General features: G+C 70.3%; 18 protein-coding genes. 7 read left to right on the top strand and 11 right to left on the bottom strand.

Features of this window, described 5'->3' with window-relative positions:
* Positions 1-16 precede the first annotated feature (16 nt).
* From ACFWQG_RS13980 to ACFWQG_RS13950, 7 genes are all read right to left on the bottom strand, one after another.
* On the bottom strand, positions 17-841 hold the full coding sequence (locus tag ACFWQG_RS13980; RefSeq protein ID WP_378508219.1) for an ABC transporter permease: 825 nt from the start codon (positions 839-841) through the stop codon (positions 17-19).
* Positions 838-1,818: an ATP-binding cassette domain-containing protein gene (locus ACFWQG_RS13975; protein WP_378508218.1), complete on the bottom strand. Its 981-nt coding sequence runs from the start codon at positions 1,816-1,818 to the stop codon at positions 838-840. The genes ACFWQG_RS13980 and ACFWQG_RS13975 overlap by 4 nt, the downstream gene beginning before the upstream one ends.
* A gap of 147 nt (positions 1,819-1,965) precedes the next feature.
* Positions 1,966-3,123 carry an o-succinylbenzoate--CoA ligase gene (gene menE, locus ACFWQG_RS13970; RefSeq protein ID WP_378508217.1) on the bottom strand — a complete coding sequence of 386 codons (1,158 nt, stop codon included), beginning with the start codon at positions 3,121-3,123 and terminating at the stop codon, positions 1,966-1,968.
* Positions 3,124-3,138: 15 nt separating this feature from the next.
* Positions 3,139-3,444, bottom strand: a complete 306-nt coding sequence (locus ACFWQG_RS13965) for a DUF3349 domain-containing protein (protein ID WP_378508216.1) — start codon at positions 3,442-3,444, stop codon at positions 3,139-3,141.
* Between the two features lie 16 nt (positions 3,445-3,460).
* Entirely contained in the window at positions 3,461-3,787 is a 327-nt protein-coding gene (locus ACFWQG_RS13960; RefSeq protein WP_378508215.1) for a DUF3349 domain-containing protein, read from the bottom strand.
* Between the two features lie 55 nt (positions 3,788-3,842).
* The gene (locus ACFWQG_RS13955; RefSeq protein WP_378508214.1) at positions 3,843-4,124 is read right to left on the bottom strand and encodes a hypothetical protein; all 282 of its coding nucleotides are present in this window, start codon (positions 4,122-4,124) and stop codon (positions 3,843-3,845) included.
* Positions 4,125-4,140: 16 nt separating this feature from the next.
* Complete coding sequence (locus ACFWQG_RS13950) at positions 4,141-5,427, bottom strand: anion permease (RefSeq protein WP_378508213.1); 1,287 nt, start codon at positions 5,425-5,427, stop codon at positions 4,141-4,143.
* A 317-nt stretch (positions 5,428-5,744) separates the two neighbouring features.
* Here ACFWQG_RS13950 and ACFWQG_RS13945 point away from each other — a divergent pair, with 317 nt between their 5' ends.
* The 5 genes from ACFWQG_RS13945 (at position 5,745) to ACFWQG_RS13925 (ending at position 11,448) form a co-directional block, all read left to right on the top strand.
* Positions 5,745-7,163: an ABC transporter substrate-binding protein gene (locus ACFWQG_RS13945; RefSeq protein WP_378508212.1), complete on the top strand. Its 1,419-nt coding sequence runs from the start codon at positions 5,745-5,747 to the stop codon at positions 7,161-7,163.
* Between the two features lie 86 nt (positions 7,164-7,249).
* Positions 7,250-9,589: an ABC transporter permease gene (locus tag ACFWQG_RS13940; RefSeq protein WP_378508211.1), complete on the top strand. Its 2,340-nt coding sequence runs from the start codon at positions 7,250-7,252 to the stop codon at positions 9,587-9,589.
* Positions 9,576-10,349: an ABC transporter ATP-binding protein gene (locus ACFWQG_RS13935; protein WP_378508210.1), complete on the top strand. Its 774-nt coding sequence runs from the start codon at positions 9,576-9,578 to the stop codon at positions 10,347-10,349. Before ACFWQG_RS13940 ends, ACFWQG_RS13935 begins: the two co-directional genes overlap by 14 nt.
* Positions 10,346-11,089, top strand: coding sequence for an ABC transporter ATP-binding protein (locus ACFWQG_RS13930; RefSeq protein ID WP_378508209.1), 744 nt, complete (start codon positions 10,346-10,348; stop codon positions 11,087-11,089). Before ACFWQG_RS13935 ends, ACFWQG_RS13930 begins: the two co-directional genes overlap by 4 nt.
* A 2-nt stretch (positions 11,090-11,091) precedes the next feature.
* Complete coding sequence (locus ACFWQG_RS13925) at positions 11,092-11,448, top strand: hypothetical protein (protein ID WP_378508208.1); 357 nt, start codon at positions 11,092-11,094, stop codon at positions 11,446-11,448.
* A 65-nt stretch (positions 11,449-11,513) separates the two neighbouring features.
* Here the strand turns inward: ACFWQG_RS13925 and ACFWQG_RS13920 are convergent, their stop codons facing one another.
* Positions 11,514-13,100 carry an MFS transporter gene (locus ACFWQG_RS13920; RefSeq protein ID WP_378508207.1) on the bottom strand — a complete coding sequence of 529 codons (1,587 nt, stop codon included), beginning with the start codon at positions 13,098-13,100 and terminating at the stop codon, positions 11,514-11,516.
* A 188-nt stretch (positions 13,101-13,288) separates the two neighbouring features.
* Here ACFWQG_RS13920 and ACFWQG_RS13915 point away from each other — a divergent pair, with 188 nt between their 5' ends.
* Positions 13,289-14,689 (top strand): hypothetical protein, encoded by a 1,401-nt coding sequence (locus tag ACFWQG_RS13915; RefSeq protein WP_378508206.1) that lies wholly within the window; start codon positions 13,289-13,291, stop codon positions 14,687-14,689.
* Between the two features lie 65 nt (positions 14,690-14,754).
* Here ACFWQG_RS13915 and ACFWQG_RS13910 read toward each other — a convergent pair whose 3' ends face one another.
* The 3 genes from ACFWQG_RS13910 to ACFWQG_RS13900 form a co-directional block, all read right to left on the bottom strand.
* Complete coding sequence (locus ACFWQG_RS13910; RefSeq protein WP_378508275.1) at positions 14,755-15,135, bottom strand: VOC family protein; 381 nt, start codon at positions 15,133-15,135, stop codon at positions 14,755-14,757.
* Between the two features lie 2 nt (positions 15,136-15,137).
* Complete coding sequence (locus ACFWQG_RS13905; RefSeq protein WP_378508205.1) at positions 15,138-15,605, bottom strand: hypothetical protein; 468 nt, start codon at positions 15,603-15,605, stop codon at positions 15,138-15,140.
* 291 nt (positions 15,606-15,896) lie between these two features.
* Entirely contained in the window at positions 15,897-16,697 is an 801-nt protein-coding gene (locus tag ACFWQG_RS13900; protein ID WP_378508204.1) for a hypothetical protein, read from the bottom strand.
* Between the two features lie 331 nt (positions 16,698-17,028).
* Here ACFWQG_RS13900 and ACFWQG_RS13895 point away from each other — a divergent pair, with 331 nt between their 5' ends.
* Positions 17,029-17,901, top strand: coding sequence for a TIGR03619 family F420-dependent LLM class oxidoreductase (locus ACFWQG_RS13895; RefSeq protein WP_378508203.1), 873 nt, complete (start codon positions 17,029-17,031; stop codon positions 17,899-17,901).
* Positions 17,902-17,951 lie beyond the last annotated feature (50 nt).

Below are 17,951 nucleotides of genomic sequence, written 5' to 3'. Positions count from 1 at the left end.
GGGATCCGGAGTGCGGCTAGGCGTTCCGCATGTAGGCGCGCATCGTGATCGGAGCGAAGACCGCGACGATGACCGCGGCGCCGACCAGCGCCCACACCAGGTCGATCCCGACCGGGCCGCCGGACAGCAGCTCGCGGACCGCGGTGACGATGTGCGAGACCGGGTTCAGTGACACGAACGTCTGCATCCAGCCGGGCATGGTGTCGGCGGGAACGAACGCGTTCGACATGAACGTCAGCGGGAACAGCACCAGCATCGAGATGCCCTGCACGCTCGATGCCTTGCTCATCAGCACCCCCATCAGCGCGAAGATCCAGCTGATTGCGAAGGCGCACACCATCACCAGCAGCACCGCGGCAACGACACCGAGGATCCCGCCGCCGGGGCGGAAGCCCATCGCGTAGCCCATCGCGAAGGTGATGGTCGACGCGATCGCGTACCGCACCATGTCGGACAGCAGCGCGCCAGCGAGCGGTGCGATCCGGGCGATCGGCAGCGAAGTGAAGCGGTCGAACACCCCCTTATCCATGTCCTCGCGCAGCTGGGTTCCGGTGACGATCGACGCGGTGATCACCGTCTGTACCAGGATGCCGGGGATGATGATCGGCAGGTAGGAGGCGATGTCGCCGGCGATGGCGCCGCCGAAGATGTAGGTGAACATCACCGTGAAGATGATCGGCTGGACCACCACGTCGAACAGCTGCTCGGGGTTGTGCTTGACCTTGATCAGGCCGCGGTGGGCCATGGTCAGGGACTGGGCGACGGTGTCGCGGAGCCCGACGGTGCGGGCGGCGGGTAGCGGCGGGGCGGTGGTGGCCGGAGTGGCGAGGGTGGTCGTCATGCTGCGCTCCTGTCGGCGTCGGCGTCGGCGTCGGCGTCGTGTCCGGTGATGGCGAGGAAGACCTCGTCGAGGCTGGGCTTGCTCACCGTGATCTCGTCGACGCCGATCCCGTTGTCGCGCAATCGGATCAGCAGTTCCGGTGTGATCGAGGTGTCGGCGAGCGGTGCGGTCAGCCGCGCGGCCTCCGGGCTGACGACGACCTCCACGCCCAACGCGCCTGCAAGCAGGGCGCGGGTGGCCTCGATGTCGGCGCGGTCGACCAGGCTCAGCTGCAGCGACGACGTCCCGACCGACGCCTTCAGCTCGTCCGCGGTCCCGTCGGCGATCACCCGGCCGTGGTCGATCACCGCGATCCGATCCGCCAGCTGGTCGGCCTCGTCGAGGTACTGCGTGGTCAGTAGCACCGTCGACCCCTCGGCGACGAGCCGCCGGATGGTGTCCCACATCTGGGCGCGGGTGCGCGGGTCGAGGCCGGTGGTCGGTTCGTCGAGGAACAGCAGCGGCGGGCGTGAGATGAGGCTGGCGGCGAGGTCGAGGCGTCGCCGCATGCCGCCGGAGAAGTACTTGAGCGCCTTGCTCGCGGCGTCGGTGAGCGCGAACTCCTCGAGCAGTTCGGCGGTCTTGCGTTTGGCGTCCGCGCGGCTCAGCCCGAGGAGTCGGGAGAAGATCATCAGGTTCTCGGTCGCGGTCAGGTCCTCGTCGACCGACGCGTACTGCCCGGTGACGCCGATCAGCGACCGCACCGCGGTCGGTGCCGCGGTGACGTCGTGCCCGAAGACGGCCGCGCGGCCCGCGTCGGGTCGCAGCAGCGTCGCGAGCATCCGGATGGTGGTGGTCTTGCCCGCGCCGTTGGGGCCGAGCACACCGTAGACGGTGCCGGTGGGGACGGTCAGGCTGACGCCGTCCACGGCCGTGTGGGTGCCGAAGCGCTTGACGAGTCCGTCCGCCTCAATGGCGGGGGGAGTCGAGTGTGTCATGCGGGGTGTCCTTTCGGATCGAGTGCTGACGCCACTGTCCGCGTCCCCGCTTGCACGACCCTTGCACCGCCCTTGCATGCCCTCCGCAAGCGATGAACGGGGGTTCATGCGCTGGCCCGCGGGCGGAAACGACGCATGAACCCCCGTTCAACCCTTGGGGGTGAACCGGGCGGTGAGCGCGCGGCGGTCGACCTTGCCGGGGCCGCGCAGCGGCAGCGCCGCCAGCAGGTGCACCTCGCGGGGCGCCGCGGTGCCGTCCAGGGTGCGAACCAGATGCTCCCGCAGGGACTCTGGCGTCGGGGCGGTGCCCGCGACCGGGACGACCGCCGCCGCGACCCGCTGCCCCAGGCGGGTGTCGGGGAGGGCGAACACCGCGACCTCGGCGACCTCCGGGTGGGTCGCCAGCGCCGCCTCGACCACCTGCGGGACGATCGTGAGCCCGCCGGTGGAGATCGCCTCGTCGAGCCTGCCGAGGATCCGCAGTGTCCCGTCCACGACAACACCCGCGTCGTCGGTGCGGAACCAGCCGGGCTCGGCGAACGCCGGGTGGGTCGGCAGGCGCCGATACCCGGACGCGAGCATCGGGCCGCCGAGCAGCACCCGCGCATCGGTGTCGATCCGCACCAGCACCCCGTCAAGGGGGGCGCCGTCGTATACGCAGCCGCCGCAGGTCTCGCTCATCCCGTAGGTGCGGACCACGGTGATCCCCGCCGCCTCCGCCCGGGCCAGCAGCGGTGCCGGGGTCGCGGCGCCGCCGAGCAGGACGGCGTCCAGGTCGGCGAGGGCCGCCGTCGCCTCGGGGTCGCCGAGCGCCTTGACCAGCTGGGTCGGGACCAGCGAGGTGTACCGCCGCGGCCCGTGCAGCGCGGCAACCGCCGCGGGCAGCGTCGCGGGGTCGAAACCGTGAGAGACGTCGACGACCACCGGCTCGGTGCCCGCCAGCAGCCCGCGCAGCAGCACCTGCAGGCCCGCGATGTGATGGGCGGGCAGCGTCAACAGCCACGCACCCGGCCCGCCGAGCCGGTCATGGGTGGCGGCGCCGCTGGCGTGCAGCGCCGCTGGCGACAGTTGCGCGCCCTTCGGGACGCCGGTGCTCCCGGACGTCGCCACCACCAGCGCGACGCCGTCGTCGATCGGCTCCCCCGGAGCCAACGCGTCGGACAGTCGGGCGATTTCGCGGTCGTCACCGGCGGGGACGGGCAGCAGCGCCGGGCCGTCGCCTGCGAGCGCCCGATCGAGCACCGGAAGCAGGTCGAGCACCGCCGATCCGGCCGGGACGGGCAGGGACTGCAGGACGGGACTCACCCGCCCCATGCTGCCCTAGGCCCGCTCGGACGGGCCCTCGAGGGGCCAGCCGCCCGCCGTCAGGTGCGCGGTGACGCGGGCGATGTCGGGCTCGAGCGGCATCTCGTCGGTGACCTTCGTGATCAGGACCCCGATGTCGACGCGGTCGATGGTGTCCTGGCCCTGCAGCAGCAGGGCATCGGTGACGGTGCGTACCTCGTCATCGGACAGGCGCCGCCGCAGCAGCGCGATCAGCGGTACGTAGTCCTGCTCGGGCACACCGTTCGGGTACCCGGCCCGCAGCCAGCCGATGATCGAGGCCAGGAACGGTGGACGGCTCACGGGATACCCCCTTTCGTCAGGTGTCCTCGGACGTGGCATCCGCCAGCGGCCAGCCGGCCGCGACCAGCACGGCCGCGACCCGGGTGATGTCCTCGGCGGAGGGCTCGGTCGCGGTGACCTGTTCGATCAGGTCACCGATCTCGGCGCGGGTGATCGTCGGATCCTGCGCCCGCCCGGCCTCCTCGGCGAGCGCGACGGCGACGTCCTTGATCTGTTCGCTGGACATCTGTCGGTACAGCAGCGCGACGAGCGGGATCCGGTCCTTCGGCGGAACGCCCTCCGGGTACCCGGCGCGCAGCCACTTCACGACCGACAGCGGGAACGTTGCTTTCGTGGTGGTCACACACCCTGCCTCTCGACGTGACGGCCCGACCGGGTGGTCGGCGCCAGGAGCGACGCTAGAACAGTTCGACGCCGAAGGTGTGATCGAGGAAGTCGGCCATGATGAACAGGATGCCGGTGACGATCGCGATCACCACGACCGCGAAGCACACGGCAGCGGCGGCGACCATCAGCGGTCTGCGCGTCGCTGCGTCGCCGCCGTCGGCGACCGGCGCGGCGTTGCCGGATCCGAGCAGCCGCAGTCCGAACGCGAACAGCGCGGGCAGCCCTGCGCCGAGCAGCAGGCCGACCAGGATCACCTGCCACAGCGATTCGGCGGTCTTCGTCAACAGGTCCATCGGTGTTCTCCGTCCGTCAGGCCGACACGTTGTCGGCGGGCTCGGCGCGGGTGGCCTGCGGGGTGGCCGGCTTCGCGGTCGGCGGGGCGGGGATGTCCTTGACGACGGCGGCGTCGAGGTCGGCGAGGAGGGCGTCCGCGGTGGCGGGCAGGGCCGGCGCGGCCTCCGGCTCGAGCTTGCCGGTCCACTCGGCGTTGACGTTGCTGTGGTCGACGGGCTGGCGCCGCGACCGCAGGTACATCAGCGCGGACAGCGCGAGCAGCAGCGCGAACACGACGAGCACGCCGGGCAGCCCGCCGATCAGGTGCGCGATGCCCCAGCAGAGGGCGCCGGCGAGGGCGGCGGACGGCAGGGTGATCAGCCAGGCGACGCCCATCCGGGCCGCGACCCCCCAGCGGACCTCTGCACCCCGGCGGCCGACGCCCGAGCCCATGATCGATCCGGTCGCGACGTGCGTCGTCGACAGCGGAAGGCCGAGGTGGCTCGAGGTCAGGATGATCGCCGCTGACGACGCCTCGGCGGCCATGCCCTGCGGGGCGGCGATCTCGACCAGGCCCTTGCCGAGGGTGCGGATCACCCGCCAGCCGCCGAGGTAGGTGCCGAGCGCGATCGCGACCGCGCAGCTGAACTTGACCCAGAACGGCATCGGGGTGTCGGCGGTGATGGTGCCGTGTGCGACCAGCGCAAGGAAGATCACGCCCATCGTCTTCTGGGCGTCGTTGGTGCCGTGTGCGAGGGAGACCAGGGAGGCCGAGCCGACCTGCCCGAGCCGGAACCCCCGCTCCTTCGTGCCCTCGTCCACCCCGTGGGTGATCCGGTAGATCAGCCAGGTGCCGCACACCGCGACCAGGCCGGCGACGACCGGGGCAAGCAGGGCGGGCACGATCACCTTGCTCAGCACCCCGGCCCACTCGACACCGTTCACCCCGATGCCGGCGATGGCGGCGCCGATGAGGCCGCCGAACAGTGCGTGCGAGGAACTCGACGGGATGCCGAACAGCCAGGTCAGCAGGTTCCAGAGGATGCCGCCGACCAGCCCGGCGAACACGATGATCAGCAGATCCTCACCGCCGGTCGAGCTGAGATTGACCACGCCCTTGGCGACGGTGGCGGCGACCTCGACCGAGAGGAACGCGCCGACCAGGTTCAGGGTTGCGGACAGCGCCACCGCGACTTTTGGTCGGAGTGCCCCGGTCGCGATGGAGGTGGCCATCGCGTTCCCGGTGTCGTGGAAGCCGTTGGTGAAGTCGAACCCGAGGGCGGTGACGACCACGACGAGAAGAACGATGAGTTCCGCGTTCACAAGCCTTCATCCTCCGTTACGAGGGCGTAAAAGTCGAGTTCACGAGGGGCTGCTCGCGGGTGCCGTTCGGCACAGTCGCTGCGCCCCGCTGCCTGCCCGTTTACCGGCGCGGACGGGTCCGATCCGGAACCGCAGCGCGATGGCCCCGGTCACACGAAGCGCGGCGATGTGGCGGAACTCACGGTCCGGTCCCACTCACCGGGAATGGGCGGTTGCGGGAGGTGGCGCCTGGCTACCGTCCCCGCATCGAGTGACGCAGAACACGTTTTCTGCGCCTTGTGCATCTCGACCGCGTTCCAAGAACGGAGACACCGATCGTGAAACCCCGCACGTCCGCGAAACTCGTCGCGGCTCTCGCCCTGTCGGCCGCATTGGTGTCGGCCTGCGCCACCGAACGCGGCGGCGACGTCGGCATCCCGACCTCGGGCGGAAGTGGCGACGCGCAGGCCGCGTCCAACTCCGACACCCAGTTCGGGACCCTCGACTCCCCGTGCGGGGACGGCGACGCCTCGGGCGCCACCGATCAGGGTGTCACTGACACCGAGATCAAGATCGGGTACGGCGACGACCGCGGCTACGCGCAGAGCCCCGGCCTGAACAAGGAAATGTCCGACGCCGTCTCCGCGATGATCGACTGGTGCAACGAGCAGGGCGGCATCAACGGCCGCACCATCGTCGGCACCGACTACGACGCCGCGATGACGAACGCGAATACGGTCATGCAGGAGGCCTGCCGGTCCGAGTTCATGATGGTCGGCCACGGCTTCGCGATGGACCAGACGGCCGAGCAGACCCGGGTCGCCTGCAACATGGCGGCGGTCCCCGGCTTCACCGTCTCCCCGGACGCCGCGAACGGCCCGATGACCTACCAGGGCGTGCCGTTCCCGGTCGACTACGCCAACGGGTCGGGGCTGTTCCAGGTCGCCGAGCTGAACCCCGAGCTCAAGGACGGGCTCGACCTGGTCGGCTCCACCATGCCGACGATCATCTCCTCGCTGGGCAAGGTCCGCTCGATCGCCGAGGCCGCCGGCTACACGCCGAAGGACTGCGGCGTCACCCTGAACTACCAGGGGGAGCCGAGCTACGTTCCGTTCGCCGAGAAGTACAAGCAGTGCGGCGTCGAGGCGCTGTGGACCTCCCGCTCGCCGGTCCCGAACGAGTTCAACTTCTTCAAGGCGCTCGACCAGGTGGGCCTGGACGCGCAGATCGTCGGCGAGGCCACCTGGTATGGCACCGCGGCCAAGCAGTTCAACGCGGACAGCGGCATCCTCGACGGGCTGAAGGCGGGCATGACCTTCCAGATGCTGGAAAACGCCGACGAGTCGCCCGCCGTGCGCAAGTACGTCGAGCTGGTTGAGGCGGAGGGCGGCAAGACCGCGCTGCTCGGCATGCAGGCCGCGTCCTCGTTCCTGCTGTGGGCGACCGCCGCCGACGAGTGCGGATCCGACCTGACCCGGCAGTGCATGATCACCGAGCTCTCCCAGGTGCATGACTGGGATGCAGGCGGACTGCACGCCGCAACCGACCCGGGCAAGAACATGCCCTCCGAGTGCGGGCTGCTGGTCGAGCTGAACGGCGACACCTACACGCAGGCGTTCCCGGCGGAGAAGGGCGAGTTCGCGTGCGACTCCGCCTACCTGGTCAAGACGGATCCCTCCACCTGGGGCACCGAACTCGGCCCGGACCGGATCTCCACCAAGTACCTCGGACCGAACGTGATCACGCCGCAGGTCTGACCGGACCGGTCAGCACACACGGATTCGCAACGGGGGCGGTGCGGCACTAGGGCGCACCGCCCCCGGACTCGACCAAGGGTTCTCACATGGACACTTTCGTGACGTTCACGATCCTGGGCCTCGTGCTCGGCTCCGTGTACGCGATCGCCGCCTCCGGGCTGGTGCTCACCTACAACACCTCCGGCATCTTCAACTTCGCGCACGGCGCGCAGGCGATGCTCGGCGCCTTCCTCTACTGGCAGTTCAGCGTCGGCTGGGGACTGCCGACGCCGCTGGCGCTGCTGATCGTCCTCGGCATCTTCGGCCCGCTGATGGGGCTCGGCCTGTACTTCCTGATCATGCGGGGCCTGCGGGACACCGCCGAGGTGACCAAGATCGTGGTCACCGTCTCGATCATGCTCGGGATGCTGTTCCTGTCCCAGTGGTTCTGGCATGCGGAGGAACCGCGCACCCTGCCGATGTTCTTCGGCGACGACAGTAAGTTCGCGTTCCTCGGCGCCACCGTGCACGTGCACGAGCTGCTCTGCCTGATCGCCGCCGTCGCGATCGCGGTCGGGCTGCGCCTGCTGTTCACTCGCACCCGGATGGGCGCGACGATGCGGGGCGTCGTCGACGACCCCGACCTGCTGCGACTGAGCGGTCACAACCCGGAACGGATCGCCGGGTTCTCCTGGGCACTGAGCTCGATGCTCGCCGTCCTCGCCGGCATCCTGATCACGCCGATCAGCGGCGGCACCCTCGAGGCGAACCTGCTGACGCTGCTGGTGATCGACGCCTTCGCCGCCGCGATGTTCGGCAGGCTGCGCAGCATCCCGCGCACCTTCGTCGGCGCCGTCGTGCTCGGCCTTGCCGGCACCTACCTGCTCGGGTACGCGCCGTCCACCTGGACGTGGACATCGAATCTGCGGGTCTCGCTGCCGATGATCGCGCTGTTCGTGGTGCTGATCGTGCTGCCGCAGGACCGGCTCCGGGGCGCCGCCGTGCGGACCCGCGAGCGCTACCACGTCCCGTCGGTACGCAAGGCGATCGGCTGGGCCATCGCCCTGATCGCCATCGTCTTCCTGATCCGGCAGCTGATGGTCGAGTCCGCGGTGACCACCCTGACCATCGGGGTCTGCTTCGCGATCATCGCGCTGTCGCTGACCGTGCTCACCGGGTATGCGGGGGAGATGAACCTGGCCCCGCTCTCGTTCGGTGCGATCGCCACGATCGTCGTCTACCACTTCGGCATCACCGGATCGGGCCTTGCGCAACGCCTCACGATCGTCGGCGTGATCCTCGGCGTGATCGTCGCGGCGCTCGTCGGCGGCCTGGTCGCGCTGCCCGCGCTGCGCCTGCGGGGGCTGTATCTGGCCTTGGCGACCATGGCGTTCGGGGTGTTCCTATCGAACATGGTGCTGCGGGACACCACCGAGCACGAGCTGTTCGGGGTGAAGTTCTCGATCTTCACCGGCGGCAACCTGGTGATCCCTCCGCTGCAGATCGGTCCCCTCGACCTGGCGAACCCGACCGCCTTCCTGATGACCGCCACCGTCGTCTTCGCGGTGCTCGGTGTCGGCGTCGTCGCGCTGCGCAACAGCGGCTACGGCCGCAGGCTGACGGCGATGAAGGACAGCCCGGCCGCGTCGGCGATGCTCGGCCAGAGCCTGGTCCGGCTCAAGCTCAGCGTGTTCGTGATCTCGGCGGGCATCGCAGGCCTCGGCGGCATCCTGATGTCGTCGGCGATGGGCTCGGTCTCCGGCGAGACGTTCACGATCATCATCAGCCTGACCTTGCTGATGCTTACCGTCGTCGCGGGCATCGGCTACGTCAGCGGCGCCTTCTTCGGCGGGGTGATGGCCGGGGTCGGCTTCTCGGTCATCATGGTCTCGTTCAACAACCTGGCGAAGGCCCAGCCCGACCTTGAGGGCCTCTACCTGCTGCTCGGCAACCTCGCCGCGGTCAGCCCGGCGTTGATCGGTATCGGTGTCGGCCACAACCCGTCCGGCAGCGTGCATCAGGTGGTCGAGGGCTACCGCAAGCTGCGGAACGCCAAGCCGGTCCTGGTCGGGGGTGCCGCGGTCGTCGCGGTCGCCTACCTGCTCGCGCTGACCGGGGTCCTGGACAACTGGTGGTTCGCCACGATCACCATCGTCACCGTGTTCGCGTTGCCGGTGGTCGGGGAGATGGTCATGCCGACCGAGGTGCTCGGGGCGGAGGAGGCCGCCCGCAGGCGTCCGCTCGACCCGGAGCGGATCGGGATCGACGAGCCGTACGGACCCGAGGCCACCGACCTGGTGGACCGGGAGCTGGGGCTGCCCGCCCCGGCCCTGCCCGCCGGAACCGTGCCCGCCGCCACCGCAGTCCCCGCCCCCGTCGACGAGGAGCCGGCGGCAACCGCGGGCTCCGAACCCGAGAAGGAGTTGACGACCAATGCCGTCTCCTGAAGCGACCCCCAGCACCCCGTCCGGGTCGACGCCGCTCCTCGAAACACGGGGCGTCACCGTCCGATTCGGCGGCCACGTCGCCGTCAACGATGTCAGCCTCGCCGTGCACGCCGGCGCCGTCACCGGCCTGATCGGCCCCAACGGCGCGGGCAAGACGACCCTGTTCAACACGGTCACCGGGTTGCAGAAGCCGACCTCGGGGCGGGTGCTGATCGACGGGCGGGACGTCACCGGTAAGCCCCCGTACAAGCGGGCGCGGCTCGGGCTGGCCCGCACCTTCCAGCGGCTGGAGCTGTTCCTGTCGCTGTCGGTGCGGGACAACCTGCGGGTGGCCGGTGACATCCACGGCACCGGCAGCAGGCGGCGGCGGGACCTCGCGGCCGAGACCGACCGGCTGCTCGAACTGACCGGGCTGACCGACGTCGCCGACCAGGACGTCTCGGACATCCCCACCGGACGGGCCAGGGTCGTCGAGGTGGCGCGGGCGTTGATGACCGAACCGCGGGTGCTGCTCCTCGACGAGCCCGCGTCCGGGCAGACCGAGCAGGAGACCGAGGACTTCGCGGAGCTGCTGCTGCGGCTCGCGGGGGAGGGGCTCGGCATCTGCCTCGTCGAGCACGACCTGCCGCTGGTGATGCGGGTGTGCTCCCGGATCCACGTGCTCGACTACGGATCCCTGATCGCGTCCGGGACACCCACCGAGATCCAAAACGATCCCGCGGTCATCGCGGCCTACATCGGAACGGAGGAGGTGGCATGAGCGCGCCTGCCATCGGGGCCGACCCGTCCACCCCCGGGCAGCCGGCGCCGCTGCTCGAATTGTCCGGGGTGCGCGCCGGGTACGGGGCGATCGAGGTGCTGCACGGGGTCGACCTGCAACTGCACCCCGGTGCCGTGGTCGCGCTGCTCGGCCCGAACGGCGGCGGCAAGACCTCGACCCTGAAGATCTGCTCCGGCATCCTCCCGGTGACGGACGGGGAGTTCCGGCTCGCTGGCCGCTGCGTCAACGGCGTCGACGCGGCCGCCCTGGCCCGGCTCGGGATCTGCACGATCCCGGAGGGCAGGGGCATCTTCGCCAACCTGACCGTCCGCGAGAACCTCTGGGTCGCCACCGGGACCGGTGCCGCACTGAAGGATCTCGAAGCGGTCGCGTACGAACGGTTCCCGATTCTCGGGAAGCGCCGGGGCCAGCTCGCCGGATCGATGTCCGGCGGCGAACAGCAGATGCTCGCGCTCTCCCGCGCCCTTGGCACCGCCCCGACCGTGCTGCTGCTCGACGAGCTCTCGATGGGACTCGCGCCCCGCGTCGTCAGCGAGATGTACGACATCGTCGGTGGGCTCGCGGCGGAGGGGCTGTCGATCCTCGTCGCCGAGCAGTTCGCTCGCGCGGTCCTGCCGATCGCCACCTCGGCGGCGCTGATGCTGCAGGGCCGGGTGGTCCGGACCGGGAATCCCACCGACATCGACCGTGAACTTTCGACCAGCTACCTAGGAGGGTGACGATGACCGCACTTGCCGATGAACGTCGCGACCAGTTCAAGAAGGATGTATCCGAGTTGAAGTTGAAGACCGGCAATTCCGGTGCAGGGGACGGCAAGGCCCGCATCGCGGGCCTGGTGCTGATGGTGGTCGGCGCGGCGGCGGCGTTCATCGTCTACATTGCCTCGCTCACCCTCGACGACCTGCGCAACATCGCGTCGTATCAGATCCTGGCGACGGCGCTGCTCGCCGTCACCGTGATCGGCGCGGCCCTGTACCTCGCGGGCGCCGTCTCCCGGGTGCTGCGGCTGTGGCTACTGCGGCAGCTGATGGAGAGCCAGGCGCAGTCCGACCGGATCGCCGAGGCCCTGACGCGCTGACGCGCCGGTGCGTGATTTTCACCCCGATCGGGGTGAAAATCACGCACAGTCGGCGGAGCCGCAGGTCAGCGGGGGATGCGGCGGCTAGCGACCAGCGCGCCTGCGGTGATCAGCGCGGCGAGAGCGAACGCAACCTGCAGCGCCTCCAATCGGGCGTCGGCGTTGACGGCGACGATCTCGTCGGTCGTCTGCGCCGGCACCCCCGCGTCGGCGAGCGACGACCGGAGTTGGGTGTCTGACAGGAACGGCACCCCGGCCGCGAGGTCGGTGCTCGCCCGCTGCTGCACCGACACCGGGACCGCCGGGTTCGTCTCGATCCCCGCGACCACCGACGAGCTCAGCGTCGCGATCAGCACCGACCCGATCAGCGCGGTGCCCAGCGACGCCCCGAGATTCGTTGCCGTGTTTTGCAGGCCACCGACCTCCGGCGACTTCTCGTCCGGGACCGCGGACACCGTCACCGCCCCCAGCTGCGACGACAACGCACCCAACCCGAGACCCATCAGCAGCATCGGAACCGCGACCACCGCCGCGTTCGCGCCGGGATCCATGCCAGCGGCGAGGATCACGATGCCCGCCAGCATCGAGACGAGGCCGAGCCGGACCACCCGCCGCGGCGATGCCTGCGGCCACACCTTCGGGATCCCGGCCGCGGCGATCAGCAGTGCCACCGACAACGGCAGCAGCCGCACCCCGGTTGCCAGCGCGTTCAGTTCGAGGACCACCGACAGGAACAGGGGCACCGCGAAGAACACGCCTGCCTGAATCATGAACTGGGCCAGGAACATCGTCAGCCCGCCCGATAGCTGACGGTTGCGGAGCAACGTCACGTCCAACAACGGTTGCCTGCCGGTCGCCGTCAGCCGCGACTGCCACTGCAGGAACAGCCCGATCACCAGCAGGCCGGCGAGGATCAGCCAGAACACCGGCGACAGGCCGACGACCTCGGGGCCGCCGGGACGCGCCAACACCCACCCCCATTCGCTCGACCGCAGCACGCCGAACACCAGCATGCCCAGGCCGGCGATCGACAGCGCCGAGCCGACCAGATCCAGCTTCACCCGCTGCGGCGGGACGTCGGCGATCCGGCGCAGCACCAGCAGGATCGCCACCACGATCACCGCCTCGCCCGCGAACACGTACCGCCACGACGCGAACGTCGTCACCGCCCCGCCGACCAACGGCCCCGCCGCGACCGCCATCGCGCCTGCCGCGGCGATCAGGCCGTACGCCGTCGTCCGCCGCTCCGGCGGGAAGTTCGCCGCAACCAACGCGACGATCGCGGGCATGATCAGCGCCGCACCGACCCCCTCCAGGAACGACCACCCGATCAGCAGCACGGTCAGATTCGGGGCCAGCGCCGTCGTGGTCGACCCCACCGCGTACACGATCAGCCCGACCCCGAATGCCCGACGCCTGCCCAGGATCGTCCCGACCTTGCCGCCGGTGATCATCAGCGTCGCCATCACCAGCGTGTACAGGGTGATGGCCGTCTGGATCCCGGTGATCGTGGTGCCGAGGTCGGCCGCCACCGTCGCCATCGACACGTTCATCACCGAACTGTCCAGCGTCATCAGGAACTGGCCTGCCCCAAGGACGGCCAGCACCAGCGCCGACCCCCGGGTCGTGCCTCCCGCACCGCCAGCAGTCATTGGACCCACCTCGCCGCTCCCGACCCGACGATTGTCCTCCGGACGGCGGCACCGCGCAGGGCGGAACGCGGGATCTCATCCGGCGAGGGTGATCCGCGAGCGACCCGAAACCTGGTCTGATCCACATCGGTTGCCGACGCGCGGCGTGCCGTCGACGTGGTGCGCAGCCGCGGCGGAAGGAGACGGTGATGGCCGGGACCGGACAGGATGAACCGTTGGCGCCCGACGAGCGGGCCGAACTCGAGCGGCTGCGCAGCGAGGTCGCGGAGCTGCGGGCGGGCCGCGCCGGCGCCCCGGCGCCCGCACCCGCCGCGGCGACGACGCGGCAGTCGGCGCTGCGGTGGACGGCGGCCGGACTGCTGCTGGTCCTGGTCGCGGTCCTCGGGATCGGGTCCGTCGCGGCCCGGTATGCGCGCAGTCAGGTGCTCGACACCGACCGGTATGTGCAGACGGTGGCCCCGCTCGCGGCCGACCCCGCCCTACAGGCGGCGCTCGCCGACCAGATCACCGACCAGATCATGACGCGGGTCGACGTCGAGCAGATGACCGCGGACGCGCTCACTGCCCTGACCGAGGTCGCCCCCCGCGTCCCGCAGGCCGTGGTCGGTCTCGCCCCCGTGATCGCGGGCCAGGCACAGTCGTTCGTGCACAACGCCGCAACGAAACTCGTCGGGTCCAGCCAGTTCGAGTCGACGTGGATCGAGGCGAACCGGCAGGCGCACGAGGAACTGGTGTCGGTCGCGACCGGCGAGAACTCGGGCGCCGTCGCCGTCGACGACAGGGGGCAGGTGAGCATCAAGCTCGCGACGATCATCGACACGGTGAAGGCCGACCTCGTCGGGCGTGGATTCACCTTCGTCGAGCGACTCCCGGACGTCGACGCCAGCTTCGTGATCTTCCAGAGCGCGGACCTGGTGAAGGCGCAGCGCCTGGTGAGCTGGCTCGACAAGGCATCAGTGGTGCTGCCATGGGTGACGCTGCTGGTCGCGTTGCTCGCGATTTGGATGGCCCCGCGCGGCGGGCGCAGGCGGGCGGTGTCCCTGGTCGGGGTCGCACTCGCGATCGGGATGGGGATCCTCGCCGTGGCGATCGCCGTCGGCCGCGGCGTCTACCTCGGGCAGGTGCCCGCGGACGTGCTGCCGCCGGACGCGGCCGGGGTCCTGTTCGACACCCTCGTCCAGCCGCTACGCACCACGCTGCGTGCGGTGTTCGTGGTGGCGGTCCTGCTCGGGGTGGTCGGCTACCTGTCCGGTCCGTCGGCGTCCGCCGCCGCGATCCGCGGCGGGTACGGCAGGGTGATGGACCGGCTGCGGGCGCCCGACGAAACCAGGGAACCGCGGACCGTCGAGACCCAGGTCGCGCGGTTCCGGCTGCCGCTGCGGTTCGCGATCGTCGCGGTCGCGGTGGCGGCGTTGGTGTTCTGGCGGTACCCGTCCGGGACGGTGGTCGTGGTGACCATCCTCGTTGCGGTGGTGGCCCTGCTCGCCGTCGAACTCCTCGCCCGGCCTGCGCTGGCACACCGCCCGGACCGGTCGCAGGCCGCCGCGCCCGCCGACCGAACGGCACATCCGCTCGATCAGATCGAGTGAACGGAAGCGTTCAGTCGATCCGATCAGATCGAGTGAACGGCGCATTCGGTCGTCGGTCGGGGGGGTCAGCGGGTGTCGCGGCGCAGCGGATGATCCGCGGGGACCTGCACCAGCACCAGCGGGACCCCGTCCGGGTCGGCGATCCACATCTCGTGCAGGCCCCACGGCTCGTGCCGCGGCTCCCGGACGATCGGGACCCCGGCCGACACCAGCTCGGCGTTGGCGTCGTCGAGGTCGCGGACCTGCAACCAGACCGCGCCCTCGAACGTGGACTCGACGTCGCTGCCGCCGTGGCCCGCCACCTCGATCAGGTTCTGGCCCGCGTAGAATACCGTGCCGCCCGGGTACTCGCGGGCGATCGCCAAGCCGAGGGCGTCCCGGTAGAACGCGAGGGTCCGCGGATAGTCCTTCGGGCGCAGGATGATCCGGCTGCTCAGAATCTCCATGGTCATTCCCCTTCCGCTGGGCGTGCTTCGTGGCCCGGGCGGCCGTGGGTGCGCCGAGCCTCCTTCATTTCGGCCTCGTGCACGTGCCTGCGGCCGCCGAGCAGTGCGTCGCGGGCGGCGGCGTCCCAGCGCCGGAACGCCGTCCAGTAGCCGTCGTCGAACGCCTCGACCAGCTGGAACGTCCACCTGCCCGGGATCACGTTGCGGCCGACGAGGTCGGCGTCGATGGCCGCGGCGAGCTCGGCGTGGCCTGCGGCGCGGAGGGCATCGACGGCCTCGCCGAGCTGGCGGTCGGCGTGGCCGATCAGCTGGTGGAAGGTGTACAGCTGGCCGCGGGCACGTTCGACCGTCTCGAGCGCCTCGGACAGCCTCCCGGCAGCGGCCACCGCGGCGTCGCTGACACCGGAAGGACGGGTGTGCTCGGCCGCGGGGCGCTCACGACCGTCGTCCGGTTCGGTGCGCTCACTCATGACGGTCAGTGTGCCCGAGGTCGCCGCCCCGCGGGGGATGGGTGACCGCACCCATTTCCGTCGGCGGTCGCAGGCGGCCAGAAATGGGAGTCAGGAACGCGATCGAGGGAATGTCATTCGGGAGGCCGACGGGCTTTCAATTGACGAACAATGATGTGTCATTTATTCGAACGACGACACTATTTTGGGGTCCGGCGAATGTGGGGCGCATTTCCGGTATTTCCGGCCCGACATGGGAGGTGCCCGCCCCGGCGAGCCGGGACGGGCACCTGGTGATGCTGGGGCGGCCGGCTAGGAGCTGCCGAACAGGTTGCCCAGCGAACCGGAGCTGGAACCGCCGCCGGACCCGGAGTCCGAGCCGGAGTCGGAGCCGGTGCCGGGCTCCGGATCGTTCTTCGCGAAGTTGGTGGTGCAGCCGTTGAACACGATCTCGTCGACGAGCGTCGTGATGTTCGTCGAGCCGGTGCCGATGCTCACGCCGTAGTGCTCGACGGTCGCGTTCGGGTTGGCCTTCGCGATGTCGGCGAGCGGGACCGCCTTCCGGCCCGGGGCGCCGTCGATGTTCTGGGTGCTCCACCACAGGCCGTCCTGCAGCTTGGTGTGCCGGGCGCCGTCGGCGGTGTCCGCCGCGTCGTTACCTGCGGCAACCCACACCAGGGTGGTGAATCCGTTGTCGAACTTGCCGCCGGTGGTGCCGAGCAGGCGGATCTGGAACGAGGCCCGCGAGGTGTCGGCCCGCTCCGCGAAGCCGATCTCCTTGTCGACGATGTCCGCGAGCGTGACGGTCTCCGGTGCGGTGCCTGCCGCGGAGTACCACGCCCGACGCTCGGACGAGTCGGTGACCGAGAACACCAGGCCGCCGTCCTCGTCGAGGATGCGGTCGGCGGTGTAGCTGGCCTTCTGGCCCTGCTCGTCCTCGAACGGGACCCCCCACCCGTTCGGGGTGTTCTCGGTGGACAGCGAGGCGCAGAACGGGCCTGCCTTGGCGTCGCTGGAGCCGGGAAGCGCGGTGCCGACCGCGGGCAGCGCGCAGGCGGCGGTCGCCGTGATGGCGGCCGCGACGGCGGTGCGGCGGAGAATGGAATTCGACATGTATCGAGACCCTTTCGATAGTGAGGTCGCCAAGTAAACACCGCGAGCGAATAGCGCGCAATCCGACGGGGTGTCGTGAATTCGTGACCTGGCGAATTGTTCCGTATCCGGAAACGCATTTGTCGTCTCTGCCCGCGGGTGACGCCTGCTGGCGGGGCGTCGGCACCGGCGTTGCGGCGCGCGAGTACGTTGACGTTGTGTTGCACACTTTCCGCGTGCGGTCGTTGGACACGCACCGATCGCCCGCCCGCCCACACACTGCCGAAGCCGGGGTGGTCGCCAGGCCCTCGGCCCGGACGAGCCAGGCCGTCGTGGCGACGGTGGTGCGACGATGAAGTGGTCGCTGCCGGTCGCGATGATCGACACCAACGAACTCCGGGAGACGGTGCTCGCCGCGGAAGAGTCCGGCTTCGACTCGATCGCGTTGCCGGACTCGGTGTTCTACCCGGAGACCGTGTCCGCGCCGTACCCGTACTCGCCGGACGGGAAGCGAATGTGGTCCGGCGAGACGCCGATGCCGGACCCGTTCATCACGATGGCGTCGATGGCCGCGGTCACCAGCCGGATCCGCTTCTACACCAACGTGCTCAAGCTGCCGCTGCGGGACCCGCTGCTGACGGCCAAGCAGATCGCGACGCTCGCCGTGCTGTCCGACAACCGCGTCGAGATCGGGGTCGGCCTGGCCTGGATCCCCGAGGAGTTCGCCTTCACCCGCACCGACATGCGCACCCGCGGCGCGCGGACCGACGAGGCGCTCGAGATCATCCGGGCGGTGTGCGCGGGCCGCGGCCCGGAATGGGTCGAATTCCACGGCAGGCACTACGACTTCGATCGGCTGATGATCAGCCCCGCTCCCGATCGGCCGGTGCCGCTCTACGTCGGTGGGCACAGCGACGCGGGCCTACGCCGTGCGGCGCGCCTCGGGGACGGCTGGATCTCCGTCAACACTGACGCCGAGCAGCTGACCGCCGCGATCTCCCGGCTGCGGGAGCTGCGTGCCGAGCACGGCCGCGCCGATGACCCGTTCGCGATCAACGTCTCGCTCGGCGCGGTCCGCGGCGTCGAGGAGCTGCTCGCCCTCGAGGAGCTCGGCGTCACCGAGGTCCGGGTCTCCCCGTGGCACCTCTACGGGGAGGACGGCACGGACCCGCAGGCCCGGACCCGGGCGATCCGCCGGTTCGCCGACGAGGTGATCGCGGACTGATCCCCGCGGACGGCGGTGGCGTGGCTGCCGCCACCGCCGTCCGGTCAGGG

This window comes from Rhodococcus sp. NPDC058532, assembly GCF_042719255.1.
GTDB lineage: Bacteria > Actinomycetota > Actinomycetes > Mycobacteriales > Mycobacteriaceae > Rhodococcus_G.
This window is presented reverse-complemented; position numbering and strand designations above follow the sequence as displayed.

Coding starts and splice junctions, on each gene's coding strand:
- ACFWQG_RS13915 (WP_378508206.1), top strand. CDS start 13,289: ATGGCCGGGACCGGACAGGATGAACCGTTGGCGCCCGACGAGCGGGCC.
- ACFWQG_RS13900 (WP_378508204.1), bottom strand. CDS start 16,697: ATGTCGAATTCCATTCTCCGCCGCACCGCCGTCGCGGCCGCCATCACG.
- ACFWQG_RS13935 (WP_378508210.1), top strand. CDS start 9,576: ATGCCGTCTCCTGAAGCGACCCCCAGCACCCCGTCCGGGTCGACGCCG.
- ACFWQG_RS13905 (WP_378508205.1), bottom strand. CDS start 15,605: ATGAGTGAGCGCACCGAACCGGACGACGGTCGTGAGCGCCCCGCGGCC.
- ACFWQG_RS13895 (WP_378508203.1), top strand. CDS start 17,029: ATGAAGTGGTCGCTGCCGGTCGCGATGATCGACACCAACGAACTCCGG.
- ACFWQG_RS13940 (WP_378508211.1), top strand. CDS start 7,250: ATGGACACTTTCGTGACGTTCACGATCCTGGGCCTCGTGCTCGGCTCC.
- ACFWQG_RS13910 (WP_378508275.1), bottom strand. CDS start 15,135: ATGGAGATTCTGAGCAGCCGGATCATCCTGCGCCCGAAGGACTATCCG.
- ACFWQG_RS13980 (WP_378508219.1), bottom strand. CDS start 841: ATGACGACCACCCTCGCCACTCCGGCCACCACCGCCCCGCCGCTACCC.
- ACFWQG_RS13930 (WP_378508209.1), top strand. CDS start 10,346: ATGAGCGCGCCTGCCATCGGGGCCGACCCGTCCACCCCCGGGCAGCCG.
- ACFWQG_RS13955 (WP_378508214.1), bottom strand. CDS start 4,124: ATGGACCTGTTGACGAAGACCGCCGAATCGCTGTGGCAGGTGATCCTG.
- ACFWQG_RS13975 (WP_378508218.1), bottom strand. CDS start 1,818: ATGACACACTCGACTCCCCCCGCCATTGAGGCGGACGGACTCGTCAAG.
- ACFWQG_RS13925 (WP_378508208.1), top strand. CDS start 11,092: ATGACCGCACTTGCCGATGAACGTCGCGACCAGTTCAAGAAGGATGTA.
- ACFWQG_RS13920 (WP_378508207.1), bottom strand. CDS start 13,100: ATGACTGCTGGCGGTGCGGGAGGCACGACCCGGGGGTCGGCGCTGGTG.